This is a genomic window from Aeromicrobium sp. REDSEA-S32_B7, from assembly GCF_001626145.1.
Lineage (GTDB): Bacteria > Actinomycetota > Actinomycetes > Propionibacteriales > Nocardioidaceae > Aeromicrobium > Aeromicrobium erythreum.
The window spans coordinates 5,168-17,183 of the sequence record NZ_LUNF01000061.1 but is presented as its reverse complement, the minus strand read 5'-3'; the positions used below and the strand labels follow the sequence as shown (position 1 = coordinate 17,183).

General features: G+C 72.2%; 13 protein-coding genes. 9 read left to right on the top strand and 4 right to left on the bottom strand.

Annotation, left to right across the window (positions count from 1 at the left end; genetic code table 11):
- Positions 1 to 1,030: PLP-dependent aminotransferase family protein (locus A6Q79_RS04825; RefSeq protein ID WP_317696746.1), on the top strand; the 1,030-nt coding region annotated here is incomplete at its 5' end.
- Positions 1,031 to 1,084: 54 nt separating this feature from the next.
- Positions 1,085 to 1,429 (top strand): MGMT family protein, encoded by a 345-nt coding sequence (locus A6Q79_RS04820; RefSeq protein ID WP_067861085.1) that lies wholly within the window; start codon positions 1,085 to 1,087, stop codon positions 1,427 to 1,429.
- Here A6Q79_RS04820 and A6Q79_RS04815 read toward each other — a convergent pair.
- Complete coding sequence (locus A6Q79_RS04815; RefSeq protein WP_289016736.1) at positions 1,420 to 2,016, bottom strand: molybdenum cofactor biosysynthesis protein; 597 nt, start codon at positions 2,014 to 2,016, stop codon at positions 1,420 to 1,422. The genes A6Q79_RS04820 and A6Q79_RS04815 overlap by 10 nt on opposite strands.
- 150 nt (positions 2,017 to 2,166) lie before the next feature.
- On the opposite strand from A6Q79_RS04815, the gene rpsF reads away from it, so the two are divergent.
- From rpsF to A6Q79_RS04785, 6 genes are all read left to right on the top strand, one after another.
- Positions 2,167 to 2,457: a 30S ribosomal protein S6 gene (gene rpsF, locus A6Q79_RS04810; RefSeq protein ID WP_083516666.1), complete on the top strand. Its 291-nt coding sequence runs from the start codon at positions 2,167 to 2,169 to the stop codon at positions 2,455 to 2,457.
- A 127-nt stretch (positions 2,458 to 2,584) separates the two neighbouring features.
- Positions 2,585 to 3,151, top strand: a complete 567-nt coding sequence (locus A6Q79_RS04805) for a single-stranded DNA-binding protein (RefSeq protein WP_289016735.1) — start codon at positions 2,585 to 2,587, stop codon at positions 3,149 to 3,151.
- A 44-nt stretch (positions 3,152 to 3,195) separates the two neighbouring features.
- Positions 3,196 to 3,432: a 30S ribosomal protein S18 gene (gene rpsR / locus A6Q79_RS04800; RefSeq protein ID WP_067861076.1), complete on the top strand. Its 237-nt coding sequence runs from the start codon at positions 3,196 to 3,198 to the stop codon at positions 3,430 to 3,432.
- 19 nt (positions 3,433 to 3,451) lie between these two features.
- Positions 3,452 to 3,898 (top strand): 50S ribosomal protein L9, encoded by a 447-nt coding sequence (rplI, locus tag A6Q79_RS04795; RefSeq protein ID WP_067861074.1) that lies wholly within the window; start codon positions 3,452 to 3,454, stop codon positions 3,896 to 3,898.
- A gap of 87 nt (positions 3,899 to 3,985) precedes the next feature.
- The gene (locus A6Q79_RS04790) at positions 3,986 to 5,620 is read left to right on the top strand and encodes an ABC transporter substrate-binding protein (RefSeq protein ID WP_289016734.1); all 1,635 of its coding nucleotides are present in this window, start codon (positions 3,986 to 3,988) and stop codon (positions 5,618 to 5,620) included.
- 19 nt (positions 5,621 to 5,639) lie between these two features.
- Positions 5,640 to 6,443, top strand: a complete 804-nt coding sequence (locus tag A6Q79_RS04785) for a siderophore-interacting protein (protein WP_289016733.1) — start codon at positions 5,640 to 5,642, stop codon at positions 6,441 to 6,443.
- Between the two features lie 3 nt (positions 6,444 to 6,446).
- Here the strand turns inward: A6Q79_RS04785 and A6Q79_RS04780 are convergent, their stop codons facing one another.
- Positions 6,447 to 7,781 (bottom strand): MATE family efflux transporter, encoded by a 1,335-nt coding sequence (locus tag A6Q79_RS04780; protein ID WP_289016732.1) that lies wholly within the window; start codon positions 7,779 to 7,781, stop codon positions 6,447 to 6,449.
- Between the two features lie 393 nt (positions 7,782 to 8,174).
- Here A6Q79_RS04780 and dnaB point away from each other — a divergent pair, with 393 nt between their 5' ends.
- Positions 8,175 to 9,575, top strand: coding sequence for a replicative DNA helicase (gene dnaB / locus A6Q79_RS04775; RefSeq protein ID WP_083516529.1), 1,401 nt, complete (start codon positions 8,175 to 8,177; stop codon positions 9,573 to 9,575).
- Between the two features lie 259 nt (positions 9,576 to 9,834).
- Here dnaB and A6Q79_RS04770 read toward each other — a convergent pair whose 3' ends face one another.
- Entirely contained in the window at positions 9,835 to 10,821 is a 987-nt protein-coding gene (locus tag A6Q79_RS04770) for a hypothetical protein (RefSeq protein WP_289016731.1), read from the bottom strand.
- Between the two features lie 239 nt (positions 10,822 to 11,060).
- The gene (locus A6Q79_RS04765; RefSeq protein ID WP_289016730.1) at positions 11,061 to 11,912 is read right to left on the bottom strand and encodes an MOSC domain-containing protein; all 852 of its coding nucleotides are present in this window, start codon (positions 11,910 to 11,912) and stop codon (positions 11,061 to 11,063) included.
- Positions 11,913 to 12,016: the final 104 nt, after the last annotated feature.

The window sequence follows — 12,016 nt, the reverse complement described above, 5'->3', positions numbered from 1 at the left end:
GGCCTACGAGCAGCTGGTCGCCGAGGGCTGGCTCGACGCGAGCCACGGCTCGGGCACCTTCGTGGCCGGGACCGCCACCGCCCCACCCCCGTCCACCTCACCCCCGTCCACCTCGACGCCGCGCGGCACGACGGCACCCGCGGAGCCGACCCTGGTGCGCCTCGACACCGGCACCCCCTGGATCGACCCACGTCACCGGGCGGGGTGGCGGCGGGCGTGGCGCGACGTGGCCGCCGCCGTCCCGCCCCCCGGCTACGACGACCCCTGCGGCATCCCCGCGCTGCGCGCCGTCGTCGACGTCCCCGCCCGCGGTGTCCCGGTCGTGCCGCCGGACGTGGTCGCGACCTACGTGACCCCCGCCCACCAGCACCCGCTCGGCCACGTGATGCCGGCGGCCGACCGGGTGGCGCTGCTCGCGGCGGCGACGGCACAGGACGCCGTGGTCGTCGAGGACGACTACGACTCCGAGTTCCGCTACGACGTCGCACCCGTCCCCGCGCTCGCGTCGCTCGACCGCTCCCGCGTCGCCTACCTCGGCACCGCGTCGAAGTCGGTGTCCCCGAGCCTGCGCCTCGGCTGGCTCGTGCCGCCGCCGCACCTGCTCGACGCCGTCAGCGCCGCCCGCGCGGTCCGGCACGAGAGCGTCTCGTGGCCGGTGCAGCGGGCGTTCCTGTCGATGCTGCGCGACGGGTACGTCGACCGCGTCGTCCGCTCGGCGCGCCGGGTGTACGCCGACCGCGCGCCACGCGTCGCCGCCGTGCTCGCCGCCCACGCGGAGCCGGCCGGTCCGAGCGCGGGCATGTACTCGACCTGGCTCCTCCCGCCCGACCGCGCGCTGGCGGTGCACGACGCGGCACGGGCCGTGGGGTTCGACGTGCCGCTGCTCGCCGACTACACGCGACGCTCCACCCTCACGGGGCTCGTCGTCGGCTTCGGTGGCGTGAGCGACGTCGAGCTCGACACCGCGCTCGACGCCATCGCCCGGGGTCTGGACGACCGGGGGGACGGACGGGACCGCCGCCGACGGTGACGCGGCTGCAGGCACGACCCTGCACCCACGACACGCCTGGGGTTCACTGGTGCCATGGGTGACGACGCCTCCACGATGCCGCTGCCCGGCGGTGGGCACGCCGACCCGCCGGAGCGGCTCACCCCGTTCCAGCAGCGCGTCGCCGACGTGGTCGACGCCCTGCGACCAGGAGACCTCCTGACCTACGGCGAGGTGGCGCTCGAGGCGGGTCACCCGGGCGCGGGCCAGGCGGTCGCGAACGTGCTGCGTCGCGTCCCGGGACTGCCCTGGTGGCGCGTCCTGCCCACGAACGGCCGGCTCTACCGCCAGCACCGCGAGGCGGCCACCCCGCTCCTGGAGGCCGAGGGGCACGTCGTGGACGACGAGGGACGCGTCCGGTCGGGTTCCCGTCAGCCCTGACGACGCGCCGTCGCGAGCGCCTCGCGCCGCAGCTGCGCGGCGTCGTCGGGGCTCAGGTGGCGCACCGCCACCAGCCGGGCAGGACCCACCGACAGCACCCCGTCGTCGAGCGGCTCGCTGCGGATGCCCGCGTGGCCGCGCATCGCCTGGTGCGCCCCGGGCGCGAGCACCACGTCCATCCACGCGCACGGGTTCGCCCGGGTGAGTGATCGGAACGTGAGGCTGCGGCCCCCCTGCTCGAGCGTGAACTCGCTGTGCACCAGCGACTCGACGTCGAGCCCGCGCGTCAGCACGTTGCGGCGGGCCAGGAACGGGTCGAGCCCCGGCGCGTCGAGGCTCGCGCCGACCCGCGCGACCTCCTCGACCGCCAGGAACGTCACCGCCGCGAACCGGTGCCGGGTGCCGAAGTAGCGGTCGCCGACCACGCCCTTGTGCGCCCGGACGTCGACCGACGTCTGCCGGTCCGAGCCCATCGCCGGTCGCGGACCGTCGGAGGGCCGACCGTCGAAGCGGTGCCGTGGCGAGACGACCAGGCCGACGACGTCGAGGTCGACCGGCTCGAAGTCGACGGGGAGGGCGTCCTGCACCCTGACACGCTAGCCCCCGGGCGGTCGGGACCCCGCGATTTGGCCCGGGATCATGGGCACGGCTAGACTTCCGTGGTTGCCCGATCCGGGCACACCTCCTGCTGCGGACCGTCCGTAGCCGTTCAGACCGAAGGAGGACGCACCTTGTCGTTGCGTCACTACGAAGTCATGGTCATCCTCGACCCCGAGCTCGACGAGCGCACCGTCGCCCCGAGCCTCGACACCTACCTCAACGTCGTGAAGAACGACGGGGGCAGCGTCGAGAACGTCGACGTGTGGGGCAAGCGCCGCCTCGCGTACGAGATCAACAAGAAGAACGAGGGCATCTACGCCGTCATCGACCTGACCGCCACGCCGGACACGGTCAAGGAGCTCGACCGCCAGCTCGGGCTCAACGAGTCCGTCGTCCGCACGAAGGTCACCCGACCCGACGCGAAGTAAGGGCTCACCCGAGCTCCCTGTGGACGGTGACGCGCTCACTGTCCGCACCCCGGGGTTCACTGGTACAGCGTTCACTGGATCGAATCCCACCCCCGGCAACCACAGCCACCATCGAAAGGCTGGTCCCATGGCAGGCGAGACCGTCATCACCGTCGTCGGCAACATCACCGACGACCCCGAGCTGAAGTTCACCCCGTCCGGTGCGGCGGTCGCGAACTTCACCGTCGCCTCGACGCCGCGGTCCTTCGACCGTCAGTCGAACGAGTGGAAGGACGGCAACCCGCTGTTCATCCGTTGCTCGGTGTGGCGCCAGATGGCCGAGAACGTCGCCGAGTCGCTGCAGAAGGGCCAGCACGTCATCGTGCACGGCGCCCTCAACGTCCGGCAGTACGAGCGCCAGGACGGCGGACGCGGCACCAGCGTGGAGATGAACGTCTACGAGGTCGGAGCGTCGCTGCGCTTCGCCACCGCGAAGGTCACGAAGGCCTCGCGCGGTGGCGGCGGTGGCGGTGGCGGCGACTTCGGTGGCGGCGGCGGTGGTTTCGGCGGCGGTGGCGGCAGCTACGGCGCCGGACAGGGCGGCGGCAACGCCGGTGGCGGCAACGCCAACCCCTGGTCGCAGCCGCAGTCCGCACCGCAGGGTGGGAACGACGCCTGGGGCGGCGGCGCAGCCGCCGACGAGCCCCCGTTCTGATCCAGTCACACCCCGTTCTTTAGATACACCGTTCAAGGAGAACCATGGCCAAGCCAGTTGTCCGGAAGCCGAAGAAGAAGAGCAACCCGCTCGCGGCCGCCGGCGTCACCACCATCGACTACAAGGACACCGCGCTCCTGCGCAAGTTCATCTCCGACCGCGGCAAGATCCGCGCGCGTCGGGTGACGGGTGTCTCCGTCCAGGAGCAGCGTCAGATCGCCAAGGCGATCAAGAACGCCCGCGAGATGGCGCTCCTGCCCTACACGTCCAGCGGACGCTGAGAGAGGGACTGATCCACCGATGAAGCTCATCCTGACGCACGAGGTCAGCAACCTCGGAGAGCCCGGCGACATCGTCGAGGTCAAGGACGGCTACGGACGCAACTTCCTGCTCCCGCGCAACTACGCGATCCGCTGGAGCAAGGGTGCGGCCAAGCAGGTCGAGTCCATCAAGGCCGCCCGCGACGCGCGCGCCGTGCACGACCTCGAGGAGGCCCGCCAGATCAAGGGTCGTCTCGAGGCCGAGCCGGTCAACGTCGCGGTCCGCGCCGGCGAGGGCGGGCGCCTGTTCGGCGCCGTCACCGTCTCCGACATCGCCACCGCCCTCGAGGCGGCCGGCGGCTCGGTCGACAAGCGTCGCATCGAGGTCGGCAACCCGATCAAGGCGCTCGGTGCCCACACGGTCACCGTCCGCGTCCACCCCGAGGTGACCGCCCAGGTCCGCCTCAACGTGGTCGCCTCCAAGTAGGTCCTGCGACGGGGCTCGGTCCGGCACTGCCGGGCCGGGCCCCGTCGTCGTTCGTCCGTCCCGAGACCCCGTTCCCCCGAGGTTCCCGTGCCCCGTCCCCCGCGCACCCTCCTGCTCCTGCCGCTCCTGCTCGCCGTCGTGCTGGGCGGCTGCACCGGCGGGTCCGACCGCGACGCGCGACCCCGACCGTCAGCGACGGCCGAGGCGCGCGACGGGACCACCGCGTGGGTGCGCGCCGACCCCACCGACGTCCGGCGCGGCGGGACGTTGCGGATCGGTCTCGGGTCGCTGCCCGTCACCTTCAACCCGCTGCACGCCGGCGCCGTCGGCACCGACGTCGAGCGGCTCGTCGGCCCGACGACCGGCCAGGTCGTGCGGATCACCGAGGACGGTGGCTGGGAGGTCGACCCCGACCACGCCCGCGAGGTCGAGGTCGTCGCCGACGACCCGCTCACCGTCGCCGTCCGGCTGAACCCCGACGCCGTGTGGGACGACGGCACGCCCGTCACGGCCGCCGACATGGCGGCCACCTGGCGCGCCCTGCGCGGCACCGACGAGCGCTACGCGGTCGCGAGCAGCGACGGGTGGGACGCGATCGCCGACGTCCGCCCCGGCCGGGACCGGTTCGGCTACACGGTGCGCTTCGCCGAGCGGCGGGGCGACTGGCCGCTGTTCGTCTCGCCGCGACTGCCGGCGCAGGTCGCGGCCAGCCCGCGCGCCTTCAACCGCACCTTCCGTGACCATCCGCTGCCGTCGAACGGCCCCTTCGTCACGCGCGACGTCGACGAGGACACCGGCACCATCACCCAGGAGCCGAACCCCCGCTGGTGGGGCGACCCGCCGCGGCTGCGGCGCATCGTGTGGCGCGTGGCGGAGCCGTCGGTGCAGGCCGAGGCGTACGCCGCGGGCGGGCTCGACGTCGCGACGCTCGACACCGACCGCGACGTGCCTGCCGCCCAGGTGCAGCGGACGTCGGGCTCGCAGTGGTCGCACCTGACCATGAACGCGGGGCGAGGTCCGCTGCGCGACGTGGCGGTGCGCCGGGCCGTCGCCCTCGCCCTCGACCGCGACGCCCTCGCGCGCGACGTGGCGGAGCCGGTGGGTGCCGAGCCGCGCCCGGCCGACAGCCTGCTCGTCCTGCCCGGGCAGCGCGGCTACGACGCCGTGGCGCGTCCGACGACGCGCGACGTCGACCGTGCACGGCGTCTGCTCGCCCAGGCCGGCTACACCGAGGCCCGTCCCCTGCGGCTCTCCCTGCCGGTGGCCGGAGGCAGCGACGCCCTGGCGGCCCGCGCCCGCGCGATCCGGTCGCAGCTGGCCGAGGTGGGGGTCGCGGTGCGACTGCGCACCGTCGCGCCCGACGACTTCGCCGCCCAGGTGCTCGTGCCGCTCGACTTCGACCTGCTGACCTTCAGCTGGGGTCCGTCGCTGCTCGGCCCCGACGCCGCACGCGACCGGTTCCTGCCCGTCACCTCACCCGCGAACGTCACCGGGGTCGCCTCCTCCGCGGCGCCCTGGGACGCCGTGCGCGACGCCCGCAGCGCGCGGGCCCGGACGGCGGCCACGGCCCGGCTCGAGGCCGCACTGCGCCGCGAGGCCGTCGTCGTCCCGCTCGCGGTCACGCCGTCGGTTCTGGCCGTCCGCCCTGGCGTGGTGAACGTCGGCGCCGCGTCGTTCGAGCAGCCGCGGTGGGCCACGGTCGGCTTCCGGGCCGACGACTGAGCCGGTCTAGGGTGTCCGCGTGCCGAAGCTGCGACGAACGACGACGACCCACGTGGCGGTGCTGCGCGAGCTGGAGGTCGTGCGCGTCGAGGACGTGACGCCTGGCATGCGTCGGCTCACGCTCTCGGGGTCGGACCTCGCCGAGCGCAGCCTCGACGGGTCGACGCTGCCCGCGTTCGCCTCGCCCGGCTTCGACGACCACGTCAAGGTCTTCGTGCCTGCGCCCGACGCCGACCGACCGGTGCTGCCGCGGCAGCGGCCTGACGGTCTCGACTACACGACGGAGGGCGTGCGCCCGCTCGGCAAGGACTACACGCCCCGTCGGGTCACTCCCGACGAGGTCGACCTCGACTTCGTGCGGCACGGCCACGGCCAGGCGGCCGGGTGGGCCGAGCAGGTTCGGCCGGGCGACCTCGCGTGGATCGCCGGACCCACCGTCGGGCAGGCCTTCCCGCACGACGTCGACGCGTTCGTGCTGGCCGGCGACGAGACCGCGCTGCCCGCCATCGGGCGCTTCCTCGAGGAGCTGCCGCCGGGTCCGCCGGCCCAGGTCGTCGTCGAGGTCTCCGGACCCCAGGACGAGCAGGACCTGACCGTGCGCGACGGCGTCGACGTGACCTGGCTGCACCGACCGGTGGGTGCCGAGCCGGGGACCACCACGCTGCTGCTCGACGCGGTCCGTGACCTCGACTGGCCGGCCGGGCAGGTCTACGCCTGGATGGCCGGGGAGTCGACCGCCGCCCGCGACGTCCGCACCCACTGGCGTGCCGACCGGTCCGTCCCGCGCGACTGCCTCGACGTGTCCGGGTACTGGCGACGCTGACGCTCAGGCGCCGAGCACCATCCAGGCGGTGCCCCGCTGCCGCAGCCAGAGCGTGACGAGACGGGCGAGCTGGAACCCGCCGTAGGCGAGCCACAGCCAGGCGAGCCCGGCGCCGAGCGAGCCGGCCAGCAGGGCCAGGGGCGCGTAAGCCGCCAGCACCGCGAGGCCGGCCCACGCCAGGTACACGCCGTCGCCCGCCCCGATCAGCACACCGTCGAGCACGAACACGACGCCCGAGACGGGTTGCACCGCAGCCACCACGACCAGGGCCGGGACGAGTGCTGCATGCACCTGCTCGTCGGCGGTGAACCACGACCCCACGACCGGCGAGAGGGCGAGCAGCAGCAGCCCCGCGAGCAGACCGGTGCCGACGCCCCACGTGATCATCCGACGGGTGAGCTCCCGGGTGCCCTCGGCGTCCCCGGAGCCCAGGGTGCGACCGGTGAGCGTCTGGCCGGCGATGGCGATCGCGTCCATCGCGAACGCGAGGAACGTGACGAGCGACGTCGCGATCTGGTGCGCCGCCAGAGGCGCGTCGCCGAACGTGGCCGCCACCGCCGTGCCCAGGAGCAGCGCGGCGCGCAGGGTCGCGGTCCGGGCCAGCAGCGGCACGCCGTCGCGCGCCGCGCTCACGACGCCCGCCACGTCGGGACGTCCCGACGACCCCGCCGCCCGGGCCCGCCGCAGCACCACGGCGACCAGCCAGAGCGCCGCCACCCACTGGGCGATCGCCGTACCGGCTGCGGACCCGGCCACGCCGAGCCCGGCCCCGTGCACGAGCAGGAGGTTCAGCGCCACGTTGAGCAGGTTCGCGACGACGGTGACGACGAGCGGCGTCCGCAGGTCGAGGACCCCGCGCAGCGCGCCGGTCGCGGCGAGCACCAGCAGCATGGCGGGCACCGCGGGTGCGGAGACGAGGAGGTAGGTCGTCGCGTGGCCCTCCACCTCCGGGGAGCTGCCGAGCACCCCGGCCAGGGGACGGCTCGCGGCGGCGAGCAGACCGCCGAGCACCACGCCGAGCCCGACCGCGAGCCACAGTCCCCCGGTGGCACCGTCGAACGCGGCCCGTTCGCGGCCGGCGCCGTGCAGTCGCGCGACCGTCGCGGTGCTGCCGTAGGCCAGGAACACGCACAGTCCGACGACCGTGAGCAGGACGCTCGACGCGACGGCCAGACCGCCCAGCTCGGCCACGCCGAGCCGGCCGACGATCGCGGTGTCGGCGAGCAGCATCAGGGGCTCGCTGACGAGGGCGAAGAAGGCCGGGACGGCGACCGCGACGATCTGGCGGTCGGCCGCGCCCCAGGTGAACAGGTTTCTGTGCCTGGCTGTGGATTTCACCGGAACTTCACCACCGCTGTCGCCGTGTCGATACGACCAGGAGGTGGCCGGAGGATGACGTCCACGTAATGTGGGTCCACACTGTGTGCACGGCATCGCCGCAGGTCAGGGGCCTTTTCCACGTCCTGTTCCCCCCGTTCTCCACAAGGCCGTCCACGGACTGTGCACAGGCTTTCCGGCGATTTCCACATTCTCCCCAACCTTGTCCACAGGGGCTGTGCGTGCCGGGCTTTCCTCTGCCCCCGCCGGGCCCCTAGTGTGACGCGTCGGCTGTCGCACAGGACGAGGGACCTGCCCACCGGGGAGGCTGCGCGAACGTGTCGGAGGTCCGACCTACCGTGGGGTGGGTCGAGAGAGGAAGGCTGCTGCGTGACTGTCGCAGATCTGCACGCCATGGGGCCCGAGCCTGAGGACGACGTCCCCGCCGGACGCGTCCCGCCGCAGGACCTCCCGGCCGAGCAGAGCGTGCTGGGGGCCATGCTCCTCAGCAAGCAGGCGATCGACCCGGCGAACGACCTCCTCGAGGGCCGCGACTTCTACCGCCCCGCGCACGAGGCCATCTTCGAGACCATCGTCGACCTCGCGCAGCGCGGTGAGCCGGCCGACGCGATCACGGTCGCGGCCGAGCTGCAGCGGCGTGGCGAGCTGACGAAGGTCGGCGGCGCGCCGTACCTGCACACCCTCGTGGCGGGTGTCCCGATCGCGTCGAACGTCGACTACTACGCCGAGATCGTGCGCGAGAAGGCCATCCTGCGCCGACTCATCGAGGTCGGGCAGAAGATCGCCGGGCTCGGCTGGGCCGAGACCGGCGAGATCGCCGAGATCGTCGACCGCGCCCAGGCCGAAGTCCTCGACGTCGACGGCAGCAGCGGCACCGATGACTACAAGGTGATCTCCGAGCTGATGGCGCAGACCATCCAGGAGATCGACGACATCCAGTCGCGCGACGGCGACATGGCGGGCCTGGAGTCCGGGTTTCCCGACCTCGACAAGCTCACCACCGGCTTCCGCGGTGGCCAGATGATCGTGGTGGCGGCTCGCCCCGGTGTCGGCAAGAGCACCCTCGGCCTCGACTTCTGCCGCGCCGCGTCGATCAAGAACGGCGTCCCGTCGGCCATCTTCAGCCTGGAGATGTCGGGCGCGGAGATCGCGATGCGTCTGCTGTCGGCCGAGGCCAAGGTCGCCATCCACCACATGCGCGGCGGCGGCATGACCGACCGCGACTGGGACGCGGTCAGCCGGGTCATGCCGCGCGTGCAGTCGGCACCGATCACCATCGACGACTCGCCCAACATGACGATGCCGGAGATCCGATCGAAGGCGCGGCGCATCCAGAAGGCCGCCGACGGCAAGCTCGGCCTCATCGTCATCGACTACCTGCAGCTGATGACGTCGGGCAAGAAGGTCGAGAACCGTCAGGTGGAGGTCTCGGAGTTCAGCCGGCAGATCAAGCTGCTCGCCAAGGAGATCAACGTCCCCGTCGTGGCGATCAGCCAGCTGAACCGTGGCTCTGAGCAGCGCACCGACAAGACGCCGCAGATCTCCGACCTGCGCGAGTCGGGCTCGATCGAGCAGGACGCCGACATGGTCTTCCTCATCAACCGTCCCGACGCGACCGGCGCGGGCGAGTCCGAGCGCCCGGGCGAGGCCGACATCATCGTCGCGAAGAACCGTTCGGGTCCGGTCAACAAGGTCGCCGTCAGCTTCCAGGGCCACTACTCCCGCTTCACCCCCATGGCCCGCGAGGCCGAGGCGCCCCCGGGCGCGGCCGCCGGCGAGTTCTACGGCGGCTGACGCTCTCGGGCCGTCGCTGCCTGTACGAGGGGCTTTCCCGTGTGTCCAAGCCCGGTTGCTCGCTCAGTTCCGTGGTGGGAGGCAACACAGGTGCGATTCAAAGGTCGGAGGCTGGGCGGTGCCACCCCGCCCTGGTCGACGATGTGCTCATGCGGATTCGCTTCCGTCGCCACGGCTGCCGGCAGGCTTCGTGACGGCATTCGTGGCAACGGCCGCTGCCTGACGTCCTCGCTCCTCTCCGACCAGGTCTCCCGCGAACTCAGATGCGTCCAGTGAGTCGCAGGACCGCCTGCCACCTCTCGCTTGGGCGACGAGAAGATGTCGGCCCCGGACCACGAGAGATCTGTCGCACGACGAATAGCAGAACTCGGCGAAGACCTCGGTGAGATCGCAAGCCGTTGATCAGGAGGACGCTCCATCCTCCCGCGGCGAGGACGCCCCCGCACACCACGGGCAGCGGGTCGGTAGCGAATGCTAGATAAGCCAGCGAACCGACTACGGCGCTTAGAAGGAGAAGAAGGGCGGCGGACGTCGGAAGCATCCAGATCCAGGCGTGCGTGATGAACTGCGCGAGCAGAGTCAGCACGAGAACGCCAAGGACGAAGGCTATGACTCCAATGAGTGCGCCATACATAGTCACGTCCCACGTCAGTTCAACGGTTGCAGCTGCGATAGCGATCACTATGGCGGGCACGAGCCCGATAAGGCTGAGATCAACAAGGACGACCGCACGGCTCGGTGAAGTCCGCGCGAGCTCCACCACGGCCTTCTCTACATGAGCTCGTCGCCGCACGGCGGCACGGTCGCGATAATCGACCGAAACCCTAAGCGGAATGGTGGCGCTTCCGATCGAAGTCACGAGCGCGAACAGCACGCTCGCCCCGAAGACAACAAGCTGGTCGAGCGACAACGCCTCTGGCGCCTGGTTGACCAGCACGGCGACACCGACGATGCCGGCAAGCAGAGCCAGCCCGACCAGGGTGACGGACACGAGGTGAAGTTGTGCGTCGGTCACAGGGTGGGGATGCGCACCGCGCGCCCAAAGCGTGCCGACCAACGTGATGCCTACTGTCGTAATCACTCCGAGATAGGCGGCACCCTGAGGCGGTGTCATCGAGGGCGAGTCAAGGGCGGACGCTGGCAAAGAAGCGATGACGGCCATCCACGCGACGATGAGCGAGGCGACGACGAAGATGAGGATCGTTCCCGAAACTGTCCGGTCGTCGCGGTTCGGTGAGGCGGTCATCGTGGCTCCGTTCCGGGATCGATCACCTCACCGTGTCAGCGTGCACTGACGTTTCGACGAGGCCCTGATGTCGAGAGTCGGCGCCGCGAGGCCGATCACCAGGAGGCCGATGTCACGGCCGCTGCGCCGACGTCACACGCGTCCGGCAGCAGCACCTTCTCGGCTGGGCGCAGGGCCGTCTCTCCCGTTGTTCGTCATCGCACCAGTTAGCGAGCCTCGCGGCGGCTGACCGCTACGGCCTACGACCCGATCGGCCGAGTGCCGGGCTCGACGGCCTCGAGCACCTCGACCGGGTCGCCGACGGCGATCGTCGCCCCGGCCGGCAGCGGGTGGTCGGGGATGACGTTGACGCCGAACCAGACGCCCTTGCCGAAGCGACGCAGGCGGGCGAGGGTGCGGGTCGGTTCGGGACCGCGCGCGACGCTGCCGGCGTCGTGGTCGGGCTCCATCGTGGTCATGACGCACCGGGCGCAGCCCTTGACCACGCGGAACGTGACGTCGCCGATCCGGAACCGCCGCCAGGAGTCCTCGGCCCACGCCTGCGTGCCCTCGACGACGAGGTTCGGACGGTAGCGGTGCATGGGCACCAGAGCCCCGGCCGCCACCGAGACGGCCTCGGCCGACGCCGCGGTGGTGAGGAGCAGCGGGTACCCGTCGGCCAGGCTCACGCGGTCGTCCGGCTCGGAGTACGTCGGGCTCGTCGGCCGGCGTCGGGGGTCGTCCAGGTGGACCAGCCGCACGTCACGGCCCAGCACCTCGGTCAACCACGCCGCGGCGCCGTCGCCGGCGTCGGCCGCCGTGAGCCTGGACGACCAGATCGCGATCGGCACCTGCCCCGCCGGGTCCGGGACCGGCACGTCGACCGCCGGCGCACCGGGGGCCGTGAGCCGTAGCCCGTCGTCGGTGAGTGTCGGGTGCACGACCAGCAGCCGGTTCAGCTCGCGGGCGGTGACCATCGTCCCCGCCGGGTCGACGACCATCCAGCGTCGGTCCTGCGCGACGCCCCACGGCTCCACGACGACCCGCTCGAGCGACTCCCCGCGGCACGACTTGACCGGGTAGCGCCAGAGCGACGCGACGGTGGGCTGCACGCCGACACTGTCGCACGGGCGAGGTGCGACCCACCGCGCCGCCGCTGCGAGGCGTTCGCACCGACGTCGCAGAAGGATCGCAGTGCCGAGGAACAGGCTCGCGG

What these genes read in the sequence shown, in the direction of transcription:
- A6Q79_RS04820 (WP_067861085.1), top strand. Translation starts at nt 1,085, where the DNA reads ATGGGTGACGACGCCTCCACGATGCCGCTGCCCGGCGGTGGGCACGCC.
- A6Q79_RS04805 (WP_289016735.1), top strand. Translation starts at nt 2,585, where the DNA reads ATGGCAGGCGAGACCGTCATCACCGTCGTCGGCAACATCACCGACGAC.
- rpsR (WP_067861076.1), top strand. Translation starts at nt 3,196, where the DNA reads ATGGCCAAGCCAGTTGTCCGGAAGCCGAAGAAGAAGAGCAACCCGCTC.
- rplI (WP_067861074.1), top strand. Translation starts at nt 3,452, where the DNA reads ATGAAGCTCATCCTGACGCACGAGGTCAGCAACCTCGGAGAGCCCGGC.
- dnaB (WP_083516529.1), top strand. Translation starts at nt 8,175, where the DNA reads ATGGGGCCCGAGCCTGAGGACGACGTCCCCGCCGGACGCGTCCCGCCG.
- A6Q79_RS04770 (WP_289016731.1), bottom strand. Translation starts at nt 10,821, where the DNA reads ATGACCGCCTCACCGAACCGCGACGACCGGACAGTTTCGGGAACGATC.